This is a genomic window from Streptomyces sedi (assembly GCF_006335015.1).
Lineage (GTDB): Bacteria > Actinomycetota > Actinomycetes > Streptomycetales > Streptomycetaceae > Streptomyces > Streptomyces sedi.
The window spans coordinates 20,468-38,828 of record NZ_VDGT01000013.1; the positions used below are offsets into that span (position 1 = coordinate 20,468).

14 protein-coding genes and 1 pseudogene are annotated in these 18,361 nt (G+C 69.4%); 7 read left to right on the plus strand and 8 right to left on the minus strand.

Features of this window, described 5'->3' with window-relative positions; all coding sequences use genetic code 11:
• Positions 1 to 190: 190 nt before the first annotated feature.
• The 3 genes from FH715_RS17545 to FH715_RS17555 form a co-directional block, all read right to left on the minus strand.
• Positions 191 to 1,765 carry a DUF2637 domain-containing protein gene (locus FH715_RS17545; protein ID WP_139646381.1) on the minus strand — a complete coding sequence of 525 codons (1,575 nt, stop codon included), beginning with the start codon at positions 1,763 to 1,765 and terminating at the stop codon, positions 191 to 193.
• Between the two features lie 246 nt (positions 1,766 to 2,011).
• Positions 2,012 to 2,791, minus strand: coding sequence for a DUF3558 domain-containing protein (locus tag FH715_RS17550; RefSeq protein WP_139646383.1), 780 nt, complete (start codon positions 2,789 to 2,791; stop codon positions 2,012 to 2,014).
• A gap of 102 nt (positions 2,792 to 2,893) precedes the next feature.
• A complete protein-coding gene (locus tag FH715_RS17555) occupies positions 2,894 to 3,652 on the minus strand; it encodes a DUF3558 domain-containing protein (RefSeq protein ID WP_139646385.1) in 759 nt (252 codons plus the stop codon).
• 327 nt (positions 3,653 to 3,979) lie between these two features.
• Between FH715_RS17555 and FH715_RS17560 the strand changes: the two genes are divergently transcribed.
• Positions 3,980 to 4,609: a hypothetical protein gene (locus FH715_RS17560; protein ID WP_139646387.1), complete on the plus strand. Its 630-nt coding sequence runs from the start codon at positions 3,980 to 3,982 to the stop codon at positions 4,607 to 4,609.
• Here the strand turns inward: FH715_RS17560 and FH715_RS17565 are convergent.
• The 3 genes and pseudogenes from FH715_RS17565 to FH715_RS17575 all read right to left on the minus strand — a co-directional run bounded on the left by FH715_RS17565 (position 4,579) and on the right by FH715_RS17575 (position 7,752).
• The gene (locus FH715_RS17565) at positions 4,579 to 5,805 is read right to left on the minus strand and encodes a hypothetical protein (RefSeq protein ID WP_139646389.1); all 1,227 of its coding nucleotides are present in this window, start codon (positions 5,803 to 5,805) and stop codon (positions 4,579 to 4,581) included. The two genes, FH715_RS17560 and FH715_RS17565, sit on opposite strands and share 31 nt — an antisense overlap.
• An 8-nt stretch (positions 5,806 to 5,813) precedes the next feature.
• On the minus strand, positions 5,814 to 6,917 hold the full coding sequence (locus FH715_RS17570; protein ID WP_139646391.1) for a helix-turn-helix domain-containing protein: 1,104 nt from the start codon (positions 6,915 to 6,917) through the stop codon (positions 5,814 to 5,816).
• Between the two features lie 134 nt (positions 6,918 to 7,051).
• A pseudogene (locus FH715_RS17575) lies at positions 7,052 to 7,752 on the minus strand (HNH endonuclease).
• Positions 7,753 to 7,956: 204 nt separating this feature from the next.
• Here FH715_RS17575 and FH715_RS17580 point away from each other — a divergent pair.
• Positions 7,957 to 9,831, plus strand: coding sequence for an ATP-dependent nuclease (locus FH715_RS17580; RefSeq protein WP_139646392.1), 1,875 nt, complete (start codon positions 7,957 to 7,959; stop codon positions 9,829 to 9,831).
• Positions 9,832 to 10,464: 633 nt separating this feature from the next.
• Here the strand turns inward: FH715_RS17580 and FH715_RS17590 are convergent.
• Positions 10,465 to 12,006 carry an IclR family transcriptional regulator gene (locus FH715_RS17590; RefSeq protein WP_170184755.1) on the minus strand — a complete coding sequence of 514 codons (1,542 nt, stop codon included), beginning with the start codon at positions 12,004 to 12,006 and terminating at the stop codon, positions 10,465 to 10,467.
• A gap of 317 nt (positions 12,007 to 12,323) precedes the next feature.
• On the opposite strand from FH715_RS17590, the gene FH715_RS17595 reads away from it, so the two are divergent.
• The 3 genes from FH715_RS17595 to FH715_RS17605 are packed head-to-tail and all read left to right on the plus strand — an operon-like array spanning position 12,324 to position 15,325.
• Positions 12,324 to 13,619: an MFS transporter gene (locus FH715_RS17595; protein WP_211367695.1), complete on the plus strand. Its 1,296-nt coding sequence runs from the start codon at positions 12,324 to 12,326 to the stop codon at positions 13,617 to 13,619.
• A gap of 33 nt (positions 13,620 to 13,652) precedes the next feature.
• Entirely contained in the window at positions 13,653 to 14,642 is a 990-nt protein-coding gene (locus tag FH715_RS17600) for a hydroxyacid dehydrogenase (RefSeq protein ID WP_139646400.1), read from the plus strand.
• A 35-nt stretch (positions 14,643 to 14,677) separates the two neighbouring features.
• Positions 14,678 to 15,325, plus strand: coding sequence for an RraA family protein (locus tag FH715_RS17605; RefSeq protein ID WP_139646402.1), 648 nt, complete (start codon positions 14,678 to 14,680; stop codon positions 15,323 to 15,325).
• Positions 15,326 to 15,508: 183 nt separating this feature from the next.
• On the opposite strand, the gene FH715_RS17610 is transcribed toward FH715_RS17605, so the two are convergent.
• Complete coding sequence (locus tag FH715_RS17610; RefSeq protein WP_139646404.1) at positions 15,509 to 16,081, minus strand: hypothetical protein; 573 nt, start codon at positions 16,079 to 16,081, stop codon at positions 15,509 to 15,511.
• A gap of 117 nt (positions 16,082 to 16,198) precedes the next feature.
• Here FH715_RS17610 and hemL point away from each other — a divergent pair, with 117 nt between their 5' ends.
• Both hemL and FH715_RS17620 read left to right on the plus strand, forming a co-directional pair.
• Complete coding sequence (gene hemL, locus FH715_RS17615; RefSeq protein ID WP_139646406.1) at positions 16,199 to 17,521, plus strand: glutamate-1-semialdehyde 2,1-aminomutase; 1,323 nt, start codon at positions 16,199 to 16,201, stop codon at positions 17,519 to 17,521.
• A 97-nt stretch (positions 17,522 to 17,618) separates the two neighbouring features.
• Positions 17,619 to 18,296, plus strand: a complete 678-nt coding sequence (locus tag FH715_RS17620) for a histidine phosphatase family protein (RefSeq protein WP_139646408.1) — start codon at positions 17,619 to 17,621, stop codon at positions 18,294 to 18,296.
• The last annotated feature ends 65 nt before the right edge of the window (positions 18,297 to 18,361 follow it).

Genomic DNA, 18,361 nt, shown 5'->3' on the forward strand with positions numbered 1-18,361 from the left:
CACTGACGGTCACCATGATGCGGTGATGCGTGACCCTCCGTCGTCATCCCCGAGGAGGGTTACTCACCCCTACGAAAGGACTACGGAGAGCGACGCGAGAGACGCGTCGAGGAGGAGCGCGTTCCGGGGGCGCGTGTCGGATGCCAGCGCCCCCGAGTGCCGGTCAGTGTCCCGGGCGTCACGGCTCCGGTCAGACCCCGGTACCCATCTCCGCGCTGTACCGCTCCCTGAACCCCCGGGTGTAGGGCCGCAGATACTGCTCGCTCAGCAGCGTCCCGTCGCCGTCGGTGATGGAGAACCGTTCGTGCAGGAAGCGGGAGAGCTGCCGGGCGTTGGGGAAGTCGCCCTGTTCGAGTATGTACTGACGGTACGCGTCGTAGAACGCGTCGCTGGGTGGCCCGTCCTCGGCCGAGTACCCGTCCTGCCCGTCCTGCCGGGGCGGTTCGGCGAGCCCGGCGAGTTCGGTGGCCTCGGCCTGCTCCGTGCGCTCGTGGTCGTCCGGAACGACCGGGGCGTTGCCCAGCGCGCGCCGCCGCCCCGGGCCCACCGGCACGGTCACCGCCGCCTCGGCGGGCGCGGCCTCCACGGGCGGCGGCTCGTCGCCGCCGTAGCCCCGCCCCGCACCGCGAAACGTTTCCTCTCCGCCGAACGACGCGCCCGCGTCGGACGCGGCCAACTCCCCTTCCCGGCCGTACGGTTCCCGACCGTAAGGTTCCCCGCCGTAAGGCGCGCCGCCCCAGCCGGCGCCCGGCGCCTCCCGGGGCTCCGCCCCGGCGCCCGCCGTTTCCCGAACGGTCTCCCGAACCGGCTCCCGGGCCGCGCCGGCGCGCTCGCCGCCGCCGTCGGCCCCTCCCGGCGCCGGCCGGAACCCGCCGTTCAGCCACGCCGGTTCGACCGCCTCCTCGACCACCTCGGCGGCGCCCGAGCCATCCTCCGGATGGCGGACCTCGGGGCGCTCACGCCCCGCGCGTTCCCCCAGCCGCCCGCGCTCGTCGTCCGCCGCGCGCCCCTCGCCCTCCGGGCCCGAGGCCGCCGCCGACACCGGCTTCGGCTGCTGCTCCTGGGCGCCGACCGCCAGCCGGGGTCGCGCCGCCGCCAGCCCGGTGGCGGCCGTCTCGCGCAACGGCACGCCGTAGCGCGCCAGTTTGAGTGGCATCCTCGCCTCGACCGGCGCCCTGCGCCGCCAGGCCCTGCCGTACTCGGCGCGCAACTGCGCCTGGTAGACCAGCCGGTCACGCTCCATCGTGATGACTTCCTGATAGGAGCGCAGCTCCCACAGCTTCATCCGCCGCCAGAGCCGGAACGTCGGGATCGGCGAGAGGAACCACCGCCACATCCGCACGCCCTCCATGTGACGGTCGGCGGTGATGTCCGCGACGCGACCGATCGCATGGCGGGCTGCTTCGACCGTGATCACGAAGAGCACGGGAATGATCGCGTGCATCCCCACCCCGAGCGGATCGCCCCACGCCGAGGCCCCGTTGAAGGCGATGGTGGCTGCGGTCAGCAGCCACGCCGTCTGGCGCAGCAGCGGAAAGGGGATGCGCAGCCAGGTGAGCAGCAGGTCCAGGGAGAGCAGCACCACGATGCCGGCGTCGACGCCGATGGGGAAGAAGGGGGCGAAGTCGCCGAAGCCCTTTTCCTCGGCCAGCTCGCGGACGGCGGCGTAGGAGCCGACGAACCCGATGGTGGCGATGACCACGGCCCCGGCCAGCACGATGCCGACGAGGACGCGGTGCGCACGGGTGAGCTGGATCGCGGCCACTGCTGGTGCCTCCCCAGGGGGTCGCCGGTGGGTCCCGGTGTCGGCCCCAGCCTGGCACATGCCGACAGGGCATGTACGCGCCGACCGCGTCCCGTCCCGCCGACCGCGCCCCGGCACACGGGAGTTGACCGCGCCTGAACGGCGCTCCCGTCAACTCCCGCGCGCCCGCCCCACGTCAGCGCGCCCGCACGTCGCCCGCGCGCCCCTCGCCCGCGCGCACGCGACACGTCAGCGCACGGCCCGGGCTCAGTCCCCTTCGGGCTTGGCTCCCTCGGCCGCGTCCCCCGACTCTCCGGACTCCTCGGAGTCGTCCGACTCCGCGTCGCCCTCCTCCTCGCCGCCGCCGGCGGCCGAGCCGAGGTTGGCCGCGGCCTCCTGCGCGGCGCGGTCGGCCGCCTCCTTGACGTCGCCGGCGCCCGGCGCGTCGTCGTCCTCGAAGCCGGCGCCCGAGTAGTCGACCGTCACCACCACATTGCCGTCGCGAACGACCACGCGCTGCTGCGTGTAGTCGTGTTCCGCGTCGTCGGCCTCCTTGGTGACCCGGTAGGCGACGGAGACCGCCTCGTCCCCGGTCTCCGGCAACTCCTCGGCCTCCGGCTCCTCGTTGGCGTCGTCGCCCGTGATCTCGTCGACCATCTGCTGGAGGTAGGCCGTGGCCCGCTCGTCGCCGCTGCCCACGGCCGGGTCGGACTCGAAGCGGCGCAGCGAGACGGTCAACGACCGGAACTGGTATCCGTCCAGGCCGTTCCACAGGCAGGCGGCCGAGGTCGTGGTGTTGCTGGACTCCAGCTCCTCGCCCTCCTCCGGGTCGGCCTCCGGCACCACGTCGCCGACGGTGTCGCCGCTCAGCAGCGCGCAGGGCTCGGGGACTTCGGCGAACTTGACGGGCTCGGGGGTCGCGCTCTCGCTCGGCGGGGCGTCGTCGTTCTCCGGCTCCGAGTCGGAGGAGCAGCCGGCGACGAACAGCACGGGCGCTGCGGCCAGGGCCGTCATGCGGACGGCGAGTCGCGAGGCTTTACCGTTCATGTCTTCTTCGCTTCCGTTACCAGTCACTCGTTGCGGTGGGCCGTGTCCTGCCCCGTCACGGTACGCCCGCGGTGGGCCGCCGGTCCGAAGGACGCGGCGGCGTCAGCCGTCCAGGCCCTCGGCGAGCTGCCTGGCCACCGACTCGGCGTGCGACTGCGTCCGGGAGCTGTCGGGCGCTGCCTCGGGCCGGGTGGTGGAGACGCCGTACACGACGGTGACGATAACGTTCGCGTTGCGGAACGCGAGGGTCACCTGTCGGCGGTCTCCGGTGTCGTTGCTGGTCAAACGGTCGTCGAGAAAAGCGACGTGACCAATGCCATCGAGCTTCCTGGTCGCGGCGCTCGTGGAGTCGCCGAGGTTCGGCGAGACATGGTCCGTGCCGTCTCCGCCCGCGTCCTCCCCGTCCTCCTCGCGGTTGTCGTCCGAGTCCTCCTCGGTGATGGTGACGCCGGCCTCGGCGGCGAACTCCTCGAAGTCGCGCTCGGCCTGGTCGTCGTCGCTGACCTCGGGTTCGTAGGAGATCACCCGCTGGAAGTCGACGCTCAGCCGCTGGGTGTCCGAGCCCTCCGCGTGCCGCCACTCGCAGCCGACGCGGCGGCCGGTGTCGTAGGTGGCCAGCGGCTCGCCGGCGTAGGTCTCGGGGTCCGCGTCCGGCAGCAGCTCGGCGAGGGTCTCCTGCCGCACGGCGCCGCAGGGTTCGGGGAGCCCGGAGTAACGGCCCTGCCCGGCGGCGGTGCGGGTGTCGCCCGAGGTGGCGGAGCCGCCGGTGTCCTCGGTGCCGCCGCCGCCCGAGCAGGCGACGCTTCCGAGTATCAGCGCCACGGGCAGCGCGCACCGCGTGACCCTTGCCCAGCCTCGCACCTGGCCTCCTCGGGAGTCTTGACAGCCGGCCGACGTTCGCAGGGCACCATGTCTACCTCAGGCGACCGCCAAACGGGTAACGCGCGCGGCCGAAGAGGGCGGCGTGTCCGGCGCCGGGAGCCCGCGGGGGAAGGGGCGGGAGCGTCCGTGAGAAGGGGAGAGGGGCGGCTCAGGGCCAAGGAGGGCAGTGATGCGGAGAAGGCTCCCAGTCGGGCAGTGTCCGCGAGGCGTCTTGAGCTGTTTGGCAGGTGTATCCGTACGCATACGGTTTGGATGAACGCGAGGCCGCTGTATGCGGTCGATTCTCAGTGAGGCAGGGTGGGGGCCATGGTGACCTTGGCGAGTTCCCTGACGAGCGGTTCTGTGCGGGAGGCTTCTTCCGCCTTGCTGGAGCCAGGTTGGCAGGCCCGAACTGTTTCTGTCTTCGGGGCCGAGGCACTGTGCTTCTACCGTCTGAACGAGGGTGAGCATGCGCGGCGCGAGGAGGTCTCCGCCGCCCGGGTAGATAAGCTGCCCGATCTTGAGAGCCTGCTTACACTCCCGGTGGACGTTCCTGTTCCGCTGCAATCGCTGGACTCGCCGGCGCGGCGGGCGGTGCGAGGGCTGCCGTCGGGAGCGGTGGAGCGAGACCGGAAGACGGTCACCCGACGTGCCGTGCGGCCCCTGCAGGTGGATCTTGCTGTGGTCCGCGCTTCCTGGTGGCGCCAGGGCCTTGAGCGGGCGGGCCAATTTGCTCCCTTCTGCCGCCGGGCCATGCTCTTGGACCGTCTTCCAGCCCGAATGGATGAGGTCCTCGTCGAGGCGGACTTCTACGGCATCGGCGTGTTCGTCACCTCAGGAGACGAGGTCGAGCTGGTACTGGAGCCGGGAGACTACAGACCGCCCCGGCACACCGCTGCGGCCTGGTGGTTCGTCGAGGATGTGTATCAGCGCCTACGCTCGGCGGCGGCTGTCTGAGCCGGTGCCTTGGCGGTGCCGGGAGTGGTCGACGCCCATCGATCGAGCTGCGCCGGAGACTTGAACGCCTTCGGCTGTCTGATGGACGTGTTGATCAGTTCGTACTGATCGAGAGCTTTACGGCAGCGGTCGAACCACCACTGCTGGCGTGCTGTGCCGGGCTTGACCGAAGTCAGGGCACGGAACCACTCCATGAGGACCGCGACGTTGTGCGCCGCCGCTGCGGCAGGAAGCTCGCCGCGGTTGCTTGTGAAGGCGTCCAGTGCGAGCTTGCCGGCACAGGCCGAGCAGAAGCAGACCGGAGCTTCGGCGCCACCGTAACGCTTGGCGATCGTCTCACCCAGGAAGAAGGCCATCAGGTCGGGGAAGAGAATGTGCGGTGACTGGATGGGGATGCTCTTGTTGACCTGCGCCTTTTCGCCGGGAGCGACGACGTGGCGGTAGCGGCTGCTGGCGCCGAAGGCTGTGAAGGCGGCACCGAAGGCCAGCGCGCCGAATGCCGCGAGATCCGTGCGTAGCAGGGCAGCCCCGGGAACTTCCTCGATGACCTGCTTGAGATGGCTTACGGCCTTGGCGTAACGCGCCAGGGGGTCCATCTGTCCGCCCAGCATGATGGCCTTCGGCCCCTTGACCCGCCGCAGGTGGGCGATGAGCTGGCGGGTCGATTCCTCGTCGCGTAGCCAGGAGACATCCACCGGAGCGGCGAAGATCACCTCCGGGTCGTCGAGTTCCAGGACACGGGTCACGGCGGCCCGGAGGGCATCGGAGTCCTCGGCCCTGATGTAGCCAGTGGGGGTCATGGGGAGCGTTGCTCCGGCGTCCCGCTGCTCGGCCAGAGACAGTTCCAGGGGATCGTCGAGGAAGAGCGTGGGCTCGACGTCGCAGGGGAAGGGGTTCTCCTCGGTCGCGGCGCTGACCTCGTACACCGCCGGGTCGATCAGGAGCGGAGCGGCGTAGCCCTCCCTGTATCGCAGGGCGCCGGCCTTCCTCACGGCGTCGGTGCCGCACAGGATGAGCCCACTGCGTGCCGGGTCGACCTGCCCCTGGACGTAGCTGAGCCGGGCGGCGCTGACCTGGATCAGCATGCGGCCCTGTAGGCCGTTCAGGCTGTCCGGCCGGTCTGGCGCACCCGCAGCGTCAGGAGGCTCGGTCAGATCGGAGCGCGGACGAGGCAGCGGCGCGTAACGGTCGGTCATGGTCACCTTCAGAAGGCCGGGAATGATGATGAACCGGCGCCCTCGACGTACAGGCGCTGGAAGTCTTCAGGAAGCAGGTGCGCGCAGGCAGCCGCATCCTCCAGATTCATCTGGCGGTCGGTCAGCAAGGTGTTGACAAGGGCAACGAGGCGCTGCGGCTGCTCAGGGAGGACATCAACAGGCTCTGCGGTCCGGTAGCCGAGCGCTGACATCTCGATCATCAGGGTGCGGTAATGCCACTCGCTGACGGCGTTGAGCGTTTGGGCGCGGCGCAGCAGCGCGCTCATGGAGACACCCCAAACCTGCTTCAGCTCCATCAGCTTGGCCAGATCGACGCCGCCGGAGAACGCCTGCCGGATATCGGAGGCAGGCATCAAGAACTCGGCAGCGAAGGCGTCGGCCTGCTTCTCCTGCGTGGACCCTGTGCCCGGCTCGTCATGCATCACCAGATGACCCAGCTCGTGCGCGATGCTGAAGCGACGTCGGTCGCCCGGTGCCCGGGTGTTGACGAGGAGTAGAGGATGCCCGCCCGCTTCCCACTGGCTTACTGCGTCCAACAGGTCGCTGTCCAGATCGCGGGTGACCACCAGCGCGCCGGCATTCTCCAGCACCGCGACCATGTCGGGTACCGGGCCGGGGGTCACGCTCCACTCCCTGCGGACTCGCCGAGCAGCGTCCTTCGGGGTGGTGAGGTCATCCAGGGGGACCCTGAAGAAACGATGTGAGACTGGCGGCAATGCCGCTGCGGACGCCAGGCCATTCAGCTGAATCCGTGAGAGCGCCACATGGGCGTGCACGCGTCGCAGAGCGGAAGCAGTCAGAGCTGCCTTCTTGCGGTGGTGGACCAGGCCCACACCGATGCCGCTGACCTGCGAATCCAGACACAGCGACTCAGGAGGGTAGCCAAGCGCGGCAGCGTACAGCTCAAGACGCTCATGTGTGACGACGAGACGGCCAGCCTCGGCTCGGCTTACGTAGCCCTGGGAAACTGGCGTGGCGCCGCCTGGCGACGCCTTGGTCATAGCTGCGGCGACCTCAGCCTGCGTCAGCCCGCGGGACTCGCGCGCCAACACGAGCATCCCGGGCTGCGCCTGCAGCTCAGTGATCGCCATGCACGACACCACCTCGTATCAGACCTCAAAACAGTAGCACGAAATATTCCGTGACTGATTCGGCGCCATATGATGAAAGTAGCGCTGCAAGTGAGGGCCACTCTCTGAACAGTTGATTGTGGGCGCAGCGGCGTTCAGGTAGTGGCAGGGCGCGGGTCGCCGTGGAAGACCTGTCGGGTGTGCCAGTCGCAGTGAACTGCGGCAACAGGGCGAGCACCCGGCTGGGGGCCGATGAGTGGGCGGCCCGCAAGGGCTATGACGTGGTCGCGGGCGGCGGGGCTGTGGCCGACGAAGCGCTGTGAGACCAGGATGCGTTGGTCGTCTCCCAAGCCGAGGGCGCCCTTGTCGAAGAGTGCGTGGTGCATCGAGCACAGGCGCAGCCCGTTCTCGATGTCGTCGGGGCTGCCGAACTCCCACCAGTGGACGTGGGCGGCCTCCAGTCTGACGGGCATCGCGGCGATCCCGCCGCCGTATCCGCAGAAGGCGCACCGGTACTCGGTAGGCGGTCAGCACCAGCTCCCGCTCGGCCCCGGCCAGCCCCAGTTCCAGGCTTACGGCTTCGCACAGTTCTCGATGCAGGGGGGAAGTGTGAGTCGAGCGGCAATCGCGCCATTCTGTTGAGCAGGTCCGGTTCGCGTCGTAGCGCCGCTCTCAAGTCCGGCGCGAGCTGCCCGGTGGCGCCCGTCTCGCGAAGGTCCCAGCCGTCGGTATCGTCCTGGAACCGGCCGAGGGCGTACAGAAGTAGCAGCGGTTTGTGCGGAGCGCGGGCACGGCTGCGTGCCTGTGAACAGCACGCGGGCGTGGTGCGGTTCGGGGGCGATGAAGGCTCCGGCAGCCGTGACATTGAGCCCGAGGCAGGCAGGCTTCGTGCGGTGTCGGTCTGAATCGCTCAGATTCACTCACAGCGCCAACAGGCTATCTCCACAAGGCATAAGATGATGCGCCTGGGTTGGCGGTTGCCCAGGTCAATGTCTGGGGCAAGGCGCCCCTGGTGGCTTGCGTCTGCCCGAGGCGCTAGGGAACGGAGCGGCTGAGAACGGTGCACCTGCACAGCTTCACCGTGTGCGGATTCCGATCCCTTAAGGATGTCCGTGACATTCCGGTCAGCACACCTACCATCCTCGCCGGCCAGAACGACGGCGGTAAGAGCGCGGTGCTTGCTGCGCTGGCCTTCCTTGTGGGCAATGAGCAGTTGACCGAGGACGATCGTACGTACGAGCTCGACGCTTCGGATGACGTGGACGTCGATGACTCGGCGCCTCTCCTGCGGTGTTCGACCACGTGGGTGGAGGGGCAGTTCATCCTCGACTCTTGGGAGTTGCAATCGTTCGGCTTACCGACCGAGGAGTTGCGCGTACGGCGACGCGCTGTCAACGGTGAAGGGCCCGTCCTTGAGTGCTGGGCGCCGCTCGCGGACGACGAACGACTCCGTGACCCTTCCAAGCTGTCCCTCAACGAGGTGAGAGCCCTCGCTAAGCAGTTGCTCCCTAAGCTGTCGTCCATAAAACGCGGCGACATCGAGCCGGCCCTCTGCAGTTACGGCATGGCTCACGCCTCCGCGTCGGGCTGGGTTCCTGCTCCGAAGGAGATGGAGCGCCGCATGCCCCGGCTGATGCCGTTCGACGGGAAGTCGGCCGATCCCGACGCTGAGGTGAAAACCGCGCTGATGGGCCGATACCAGGCCCATATGTCGGACCCCACGCTTGAGGGCCAGTTGCAGTCGATCGAAGCTGGGATCAAAGAGCGACTTCAGGACGACGCCCGGTCCCTGTGCGAGCACATTCAGAGTCGTTGCGACGACCTCACAGACGTTGATGTCGAGCCTGTGGTCTCGTTCACTCATGGTTTCCGGGGCGCGCCGCTGCGAATCGCCCGTACGAAGGGCGAGACCGTGGGCCTGGATCGTTCCGGTCTAGGGAGCGCACGACGAATCTCCCTGGCGATCTGGGAGTGGAACAGCCAGCTGCTCACGCGCGAGGAGTTCGCCGATGTCGACTCCTCAACTGACCCTGAGGCCGCCGAAGACGTCCCGCCTCCGGTACAGACGATCGTGATCTACGACGAGCCGGACACGCACCTCGACTACGGGCACCAGCGCAAGATCATGCAGCTCATCCGTGACCAGAGCGCACTGCCCCATGTGAACGTAATCGTCGCCACCCACTCTATGAACCTCATCGACGGTGTCGACATCGCCGACGTCGTGCATCTCCGGCTGGAGTGCGGACGGACGGTGATCGAGCGGCTGGGGGCCGACACCCACGACGACGTCGACGTGCACCTGGGGCGCATAGCCGCAGCGGTCGGTCTTCGAAACTCCGTTCTGCTACATGAGCGTTGCTTCCTGGCTGTCGAAGGCGACACCGAACAGCGGGTGATCCCCATGCTGTTCCGGCTGTCTGAGGGCCAGTCTCTCCAGTCGGCCGGCATCGCCTTGTGGGCGTGCTTCAACAATGAGGGGGCCCTGCACCTCGCTCACTATCTGGTCGCGCATGGCCGCTCCGTGATGCTCATGGTGGACGCCGACAGCCGCACCTTGCCCAAGGGGCTCTTCAAGGAAGTCCGACTCCAACAGTTTTTCGGCAGCGCTTTCAGCGACGTTGTCCGTTTCGTGGGCGAGCCGGACGCCTTCAATGAGCTGGAGGAACTGTTCCCGGACGATTTGTGGGCCGCGACCGCCAACGAACTCTGGTCGAAGGATGGCGAGCCGTGGACCATGGACAACTTCACCGCTCGGCGCGGCAAGAAGTTCAGTAAGGAAGTGCTGAACATGCTCCGCAATAACAGCCCGAACGGGCCCAGCGGCAAACCCGACATGATGTTCGGGCTGGTGAGCACGCTCACCAGCCCTGATCAGGTGCCCGCACAGCTGCGGGAGATCTTCGCCGAGATCAGAAAGCTGGCCGCAGGGTAAGAACGCGTAGCGCTGACCTGGTGTCACTGGTGCTGGCGCGGCGCCGCCGCCGTGCGAGCATGCGTTCCTTGCGCTGTTCCAATGTCGGCGGTTCCCACTTGTGCCAGCCCACCGGAGGCTTCCAGCGCTGTGCATGCTCGCGCGCCTCAAGCCCACACCATCGGCAGCCATTCGGAGTAGGTATGCGCTGGTCAGAACCATTTTGCTGGTCAGTCATGAGTCTCCCTCCCCCACATCCAGAGTCTTCCCTATGGCACTGACAACACCCCTAATCGACGAACGGAACATTTCGCGCTAAACCAGATGAAACGGGCGGGCCGCCCGAGCCGATTCCGTTATCTCCGTCGCATTGGCAGCGCTCGTTCTCAGTCGCATCGCACTGTGTGCCCGCTTGCATTCGTACACCGGCGGTGATCGCTGTCCGAATTGGGCCAGTTTTCTAGCGGATGGGTCGGCAGCGTAGTGCTCAACACCAGGTAGCGAACGTCGGATGGGGACTCGGTCTTTTCTTGACACACCAACTGAAGGCGAGTTCACGGAAGGTGCTGCGAACCTCGGTCAATGGCCCACGATCTCTTGTGTAGTAAAGCTTGTTGATCAGGAGCGCCGCCCGGCGGCCCTCCAGAACGTCGGCTACACCGACAGCAGCCGGGTGATCGACAGGGCTGCGGCGGAGAGTCGGGTTCTCACGGCGTCGACGTCGATCTCGTCGGCCCGGTGCCGCGGGATGGTGGCTGTGAGGGAGCCGGCCACGGTGTCCTGGGCGAAGTACGGCACGGCGATGCCGTAGCCGTCCGGGATGCGTTCACCGTCTCCGACGGCCCAGCCGTGGTCGCGCACCTGGGCCAGGTCCTTCTCGATCGCGGTGCGGTGCAGTGGCGTGCGCTCGGTGTATGCGACCAGCGGAAGGTCGGGGAGGGTGTCGTCGGGCAGGAAGGCGAGAATGGCTTTGCCCGCGGCGCCCGCGGCGAGAGGGACATCCGACCCGGTGGGCAGGTCGTAGTGGATCGGTTTGCTGCCCGGTACGACGGCGGTCATGCGTGCGGTCCGGGTGGCCGGGTCGTACTCGGTCAGGCCGATGGTTTCCCCGGTCTGCCGTGCCAGGTCTCGCAGTGCCGGGAAGACGATCGGGGCGATGGAGTGGAGCGGCCCGAGTGCGGCTGCCCAGCGCAGTAGCAGCGGCCCGGCAACGGCGTGTTGCTCGTGGGTGGTGGCGAGCCCTGTGGCGAGTGCGGTGTCGAGGAGCCGGGTGGCGGTCGCGGGGTTGCCTCGCAGTACGCGAGCGAGCGCCCGTCCTCCCAACGGCAGAGGTGCTGAAGCGGTGAGCGCGGAGATCAAGCGCTCAGTGCGAGCAGTGGCCGAACCGCCGTCCTCGGTGGGAATCGGGCTGGTGGGGGCCGCTCGGCCGTGTTCCGGTGCGGGCCGGGGCGCTGGGGCGGTCAGGTTGCCGATCCTGAGGGCCGTTTCGCGGACGAGGGGAGCGAAGCGTTCAAGGTCGGCGTGACGGGTCTCGTGCCGGGGGCGGGTAGCGGAAACCGCTCCCAGCAGACCCGCCGCGTGGAACGGGGCGGCGACTCCGGCGGCCAGGGCGACGTGTTGTCCGACGCTGATCGTCACACCGTCCTCGCGTGCCCGGTGCAGGAGGCGTTCCAGTTCCGCGACGTCGGTGACGGTGTCCGGCGTGTGCGCGACCAGATCGAGGCGGGCGAGGACGTCGGGGCCGAGTGCGGCGAGCATGGCACGGCCAGCCGCGCCGGCGTGCAGGGGGATCGCGGCGCCGGGGTCGAGCCGGTAGCGAACGGGGCCGTCCGGTATCGCGGACAGGGTGACGAAGCCCCCCGTGCGAACGGGGTCGTACAGGGACAGCAGGATGGTGGCGTCGCAGGCCCGGGCGAGTTCCTCGGCCAGTGGGCGGGCCTGGCCGAGCAGTAGGTGCGAGCGGTGGAGCCGGTCCGCGAGAACCCGCAACCGGGGCCCGCAGACGTAGGTGGCGTTCGCCGTCTGCGTCGCCAGATCGCGCTCGGCGAGCGCGTGGAGGGTCCGGTGGACCGTGCTGCGGCTGAGGCCGAGGTCTTCGGCCAGCTCGCGCACACCCCAGGGCAGCTCCGGTGGCCGGCGGGTGAGGGCGTCGAGGGTGGCGACGACACGGTCGTTGACGGCTGATCCGCTGCTCACCGCGACCACCTCCCGGCGTGGCTCGTCGACTTGCCCCGCAGCGACGCAAGTATGCGCGGATGCCTCATTTTCCGTCTTCCCCCTGCCGTTTCTCGTCTGGTCGGCCACTGTGCGTGGCGCCTTTGGACGCGGGCGCCTCACTGCTGTCGCCGGTCGTTCGCGGTCGCTGTCGGTGCCGTCCGCGTTGCGAGCAGGCCGCGTCCGAGGGTTGACAGCAGGCGAAGAGCGGCCAGACACTCACCGAACAGTTTACAGGACGCTGTCCCATTTTTTGCACAGTGAGGCGCGAGATGTCAGTCCCCACGGACGCTGCAGAGGTGGCCCCCGTCACCGACGAACGCCGCCGCAAGGCGAAGAAGGCCACCGCCGTGGCCGCCTTCGGCACGTTCATCGAGTACTACGACTTCAGCGTCTACGGCTACGTCGCCGCGACCCTGTCGATCGTCTTCTTCCCCAGCGACGACCCGACCGTCGGCCTGCTCAACACCTTCCTGGTCTTCGGCTCGGCCTTCGCCGTCCGCCCGCTGGGCGCCCTGTTCTTCGGTCGACTCGGCGACCGCGCCGGCCGCCGAGTCAGTCTGGTCGCCAGCATCGGCCTGATGAGCCTGGCCGCCGCCCTGACGGGACTGCTGCCCGGCTACGCCACCATCGGCGTCGCCGCACCGATCCTGTTGATCGTTTTGCGCATGTTGCAGGGCTTCTCCACTGGCGGCGAGATCGGCGGCGCGGCCAGCTACATCCGGGAATGGGCGCCCAAGGACCGGCGCTCGCTGTACATCTCGTTCATCCCCGGCGTCGCGGTGTTCGGCAAGGCGTGCGCGGCGGGCATGGCGGCGCTGGCCGCCTCGTTCGTGCCGGAAGAGGCGATGGAGTCATGGGGCTGGCGCCTGCCGTTCCTCCTCGCGGTCCCGCTGGGCCTGCTGTGTCTCTACCTGCGGCTGAAGATCGAGGACACCCCCGAGTTCCGCGATGCCGAGCCCGCCGACCGCGGTGACCGCAAGCCTCTGAAGGAACTGACGGCCGGCTACCGCCGCCCACTGGCCAAGGTCATGGCGATCTCCACGGTGCAGAACGTCGGCACATACGTCGGCACCGTCTTCGTCGCCTCGTACCTGAGCACCGTCCTGAGCTTCAGCGAGAGCCAGGCCGCGACCATCGTGCTGCTCGCCGTTCTCACAGCCGCCGTGTTCATCCCCGTGTGCGGCCTGCTCGGCGCACGACTGGGTGGCAAGCGCGTCCTGATCGTCTCCTACGTCGCCTACATCGCCGTCACGATCCCCTCCTTCTGGCTCATGGGCCGCGGCTCGGTGGGCCTGGCCATCGTCGGCCTGGTCCTCGGCATGGTCCCGTACGCCCTCTGCCAGGCCGGTACCTACGCGGTCATGCCGGAGTTCTTCCCGGTCCAGGTCCGTAACACCGGTGTCGCCTTCGGCCACAGCATCGGCGCCGTCATCGGCGGCGGAGCCGGACCCTACGCCAGTACCTGGCTCATCGATTCCACCGGCAGCACCCTCGTTCCCGCCTACATCCTCGTCTTCTTCGGCCTGTTCGGCCTCGTCCTCGCCGTCGGCGCGGTACGCCGCAGCGCCTCCGGCGACCACCTCTACGCCTGACCCGCACGATCCGACCGAACGGACCAGACACGCATGCCGTCGTTCTACGTCTCCGACGCCATTCACCCCCAGGTGCTGGACACCCTGAACGAGATGGGCGAAGTCCACCTCGGCTACGGCCCCACGGCCACCCCCTACGCCGCCGTCCAGAGCGGCGTGCACGCGGTCATGCTGCGCGCCGAGCGGTTCACCGCCGACAAGATCCAGGCGTCTCCCCACCTGAAGATCATCGCCCGGCACGGGGTGGGCACCGACAACGTCGACATCCGGGCCGCCACCGACGCCGGCGTGTGGGTCACCGTCACCCCCGGCAGCAACGCCCGGTCCGTCGCCGAGCACGTCTTCGCGCTCACCCTGGCTCTCGCCCGTCGCATCCCGGTCGCCACAGCGGGTACCGCAGCCGGCCAATGGGCCACCATCAAGCCAGCCCTCACCGGGACCGAGCTGCACAACCGCACACTGGGCCTGCTCGGCTTCGGCCGCATCGCCTCACTGACCGCCGGCATCGCCCGTGGCTTCGGCATGCCCGTTCTCGTCTCCGACCCCTATGTCGCCCCGGACACCGTGGAGCGGCAAGGCGCCCGGCTCGTCCCCTTCGACGACCTCGTCGCCCAGAGCGACGTGCTGAGCCTGCACGCCCCTCTCACCGCGGCGACCAGGCACATCGTCGATGCCGAGGCGCTCGCCCGGATGCGCCCGGGAACCGTACTGATCAACACCGCCCGCGGCGGACTCGTCGACGAGGCCGCCGTTCTGGCGGGACTGGAGTCCGGTCACCTGGGTGGCGCGGCCCTCGACGTCCTGGACGGCGAGTCGACCGACATGCGGAACCCCCTCCCGCACAGCCCGGAACTCGCGGCCCGTCTCGGCAGCCTGGGCAACCTGATCGTCACGCCGCACATCGCCGGGCAGACCCACCAGTCGCTGCTGGCCGCGGGCACCCAGGCCCTCGCCTGCATCCAACAGGCCCTCGCGGGCCAGGACCCGGAACACGCCGTCAACGCCCTCAGCGCCGCGGCCTGATCCCCACCCCCCACCTTCCCGGAGACGAGAACGCCTTGTTCATCAACGCCTCGACCGACAACATCGACATCGCCCCCACCTGGGAACGCGCCGACCTGGACCAGGTGAGAGGGCTCGCCCAACACCCGGTGGCGCTCGTCGGCGACGTGCAGGCCCGCATGGGCATCATGGCGGCGGCCATCCGCCCTGTGACCCCGGCACCGCGACTGGCCGGCACCGTCCTGCCCGTCCTCGCCCGCGAGGGCGACAACCTCGCCATCCACCGGGCCCTGGACGACGCCCGCCCGGGCGACGTCCTCGTCGTCAACGCCAACGCCGAGATCAACCGCGCCGTGTTCGGTGACCTCCTCGGCGAGATCTGTCTCGCCAAGGGCGTCACCGGCATCGTCGTCGACGGAGCCGTCCGCGACGTCGAGGAACTCGCCGGCCAGGGGCTCGCCGTGTACGCCCGCGGTATCTCCCCCGCCGGGCCCTGGAAGAACGGACCCGGCCGCATCGGCTTCCCCGTCGCGTGCGGCAACGTCGTCTGCGACCCCGGCGACGCCATCCTCGGCGACAGCGACGGCATCGTCGTCATCCCTCGACGTGATCTCACCGCCGTCATCGAACGGACCCTGGCCCAGGAGCAGACCGAGCAGAGGATGCGCGAGGCCATCAACGCGGCTGCCCGGATCGCCCACTGACCACGGTCTGAGTCAGACCCCCGCACCACGCGCGTGCGGTGCGGGAACCGGGGATGGACGGCACACGGGGGTGCCATCCATCCCCTTCACAGTGCCCTGGCCCCCGAGGCCCCTCCGGCACACGATGGGGGCGGAAGCCCGAAAGCCCCGCCTGAATCCCGCGAAACCCCAGGTCAGGCCGGCTCAGGGCCAGACCAGGCAGTAGGGCTGGTGCCCCGCCTCGTGGAGCCGTCGGGAGAAGTCCTGCCACTCGTTGAGCAGCCGGTAGACGCCGAACGCGTCGTTGGGGCCGCTGCGGTCGGGCACCGTGGACCAGATGAACGCGGCGGCGCCGACGGTCTCGTCGCCGATGCCGCGCAGCGGGTCCACCACCGTGGTCGGCAACTTCACGACCGCGTAGTCGGGGTGGAGCACCACCAGCTCCAGCGGGGGCACCCGGTGCAGCGGTATGCCCTCGATGCCGGTCAGCACCATGGCGGCCATCGTCTCGGGCTTGATCCGGGTGAACATCCCCTGCCCCAGCTCGTCCCCGCCCAGTTCCTCGGGGCGCATGGAGAGCGGCACCCGCGCCGCGGTGGCGCCGTCGGGGGCGCCGAAGTACTTGTACGTCACGGCCATTCGGCCGCCTCGACCCCGCAACTCGAACTCGCCGTTCTCCGACCTGCGGCGGTGCCTGCCCCGGCGGGAGCGGGATCGGGGTGAGGGTTCAGATCCGTGATCTCCCGTTCCCTCGCCGATTTCGCCACCGCGCTGCATGTCACCACCTGACTACTCGCGACCCCGCCGCACAAACCCGATCATCGTTCCAGACACCTCCCCCCTCAGGCGGCTGTGAAACGCCCTGACACCGAGCTGTGAGGGGCTGATGTCACCATGGACCGCGTGACCCGATCCATCGAAGCCCCAGTCTCGCAGACGCTCTACGACCGCGCGGCCAGTGTCACCCCCGGTGGCGTGAACTCTCCGGTACGTGCTTTCGGTGCCGTGGGTGGTACGCCCCGGTTCATGGTGTCCGGTACCGGTCCCTACCTCACCGACGCGGACGGGAGGGAGTATGTCGATCTGGTGTGCTCCTGGGGGCCGATGATCCTCGGCCACTCCCATCCGGACGTCCTGGAGGCGGTGCGCGCCGCCGTCGAGCGCGGCACCTCGTTCGGCACCCCGACGCCGGGGGAGGTCGAGTTGGGCGAGGAGATCGTGGGCCGGATCGACCCGGTCGAGCGGGTGCGGCTGGTCTCCTCCGGTACCGAGGCGACGATGTCGGCGATCCGGCTGGCCCGCGGGTTCACCGGGCGCGCCAAGGTGATCAAGTTCGCCGGCTGCTACCACGGCCACGTCGACGCCCTGTTGGCCTCGGCCGGCTCCGGGGTCGCCACGTTCGGGCTGCCCGACACGCCGGGCGTCACCGGCGCGCAGGCCGGCGAGACGCTGGTGCTGCCCTACAACGACCTGGCCGCCGTCACCGAGGCGTTCGAGGCGCACCCGGGCGAGATCGCCTGCGTGATCACCGAGGCGGTGCCGGGGAACATGGGCGTCGTCCCGCCGCTGCCCGGCTTCAACGCCGGGCTCGCGGAGCTGTGTCGGCGCCACGGCGCGCTGCTGGTCTCCGACGAGGTGATGACCGGCTTCCGCATGAGCCGCCAGGGCTGGTACGGCGTCGAGGGTGTCGCGGCCGACCTGTTCACCTTCGGGAAGGTGATGGGCGGCGGCTTCCCGGCCGCCGCCTTCGGCGGACGGGCCGACGTGATGGACAAGTTGGCGCCCTCGGGGCCGGTCTACCAGGCGGGCACCCTCTCGGGTAACCCGGTGGCGACCGCCGCCGGCCTGGCCCAGCTGAGGCTGCTGGACGACGACGCCTACGCGCGGCTGGACGCCACCTCGGCGCGGCTGCGCGCGCTGGCCGCCGACGCGTTGACGCGGGAGGGCGTCGCGCACCGGGTGAGCGCCGCCGGGAACATGTTCTCGGTGTTCTTCACGGACGCCGAGGTGACGGACTTCGCCACCGCCAAGGCCCAGCAGACGTACCGTTTCACCGCGTTCTTCCACGCGATGCTGGAGCGCGGGGTCTATCTGCCGCCGTCCGCCTTCGAGGCGTGGTTCGTCTCCATGGCGCACGACGAGCGCGCGCTGGAGCGGATCGCCGAGGCCCTGCCGGCGGCGGCGCGGGCCGCCGCCGAGGCCGAGGCGCCGGAGTGAGGCGCCGGCCGGGAACGAGGGGCGTGACGGGGGAACGGAACGGGCCGGCGGACCGCGCGCGGATAGCGGCGGACGTGACGACAGCGGGAGTGGAGCGATGAGCGGCAGCGAGCGGACGACCGTCCATGTGATGCGGCACGGCGAGGTGCACAATCCGGAGGGCGTCCTCTACGGGCGGCTGCCCGACTTCCACCTCTCCGACCTGGGGCGGCGGATGGCGGAGCGGATCGCCGAAAGCGTCGCGGAGCGCGACGTCACGCACGTGGTGGCCTCGCCGCTGGAGCGGGCGCAGGAGACGGCGGCACCGGTCGGCAAGGCGCTGGGGCTGACGGTGGAGACGGACGGCCGGCTGATCGAGGCGGCCAACGCCTTCGAGGGCAAGACCTTCGGTATCGGCGACGGCGCGCTGCGCCGCCCGGCCAACTGGCGCCATCTGCGCAACCCGTTCCGTCCCTCCTGGGGCGAGCCCTATGTCGACCAGGCGGTGCGGATGAAGGGCGCGCTCGACGCGGCCAGGGACGCGGCGCGCGGTCACGAGGCGGTCTGCGTCAGCCACCAGCTGCCGATCTGGGTGCTGCGCAGCTGGGTCGAGCGGCGGCGGCTGTGGCACGACCCGCGCAGCAGGCAGTGCACGCTGGCCTCGTTGACCAGCTTCACCTTCGAGGGGGACCGGATCGTGTCGGTCGCCTACACGGAGCCGGCGCTCGACCTGGTGCCGCCTCATCTGCGCGCGGGGGCGAAGAAGGTCAAGGGTGCCAAGGGGTTCGGCGCCTGACGGGGGCGGCCGGCGGCCCGGAGGCGGGGGGCGACAAAGATCGCTTCGGGACGCATGGGAAACTT

Excerpts from the sequence above, each read along its gene's own strand:
- FH715_RS17600 (WP_139646400.1), top strand. The coding sequence starts at position 13,653 with ATGCCGTCGTTCTACGTCTCCGACGCCATTCACCCCCAGGTGCTGGAC.
- FH715_RS17565 (WP_139646389.1), bottom strand. The coding sequence starts at position 5,805 with ATGACCGACCGTTACGCGCCGCTGCCTCGTCCGCGCTCCGATCTGACC.
- hemL (WP_139646406.1), top strand. The coding sequence starts at position 16,199 with ATGGACCGCGTGACCCGATCCATCGAAGCCCCAGTCTCGCAGACGCTC.
- FH715_RS17560 (WP_139646387.1), top strand. The coding sequence starts at position 3,980 with ATGGTGACCTTGGCGAGTTCCCTGACGAGCGGTTCTGTGCGGGAGGCT.
- FH715_RS17570 (WP_139646391.1), bottom strand. The coding sequence starts at position 6,917 with ATGGCGATCACTGAGCTGCAGGCGCAGCCCGGGATGCTCGTGTTGGCG.
- FH715_RS17550 (WP_139646383.1), bottom strand. The coding sequence starts at position 2,791 with ATGAACGGTAAAGCCTCGCGACTCGCCGTCCGCATGACGGCCCTGGCC.
- FH715_RS17610 (WP_139646404.1), bottom strand. The coding sequence starts at position 16,081 with ATGCAGCGCGGTGGCGAAATCGGCGAGGGAACGGGAGATCACGGATCT.
- FH715_RS17620 (WP_139646408.1), top strand. The coding sequence starts at position 17,619 with ATGAGCGGCAGCGAGCGGACGACCGTCCATGTGATGCGGCACGGCGAG.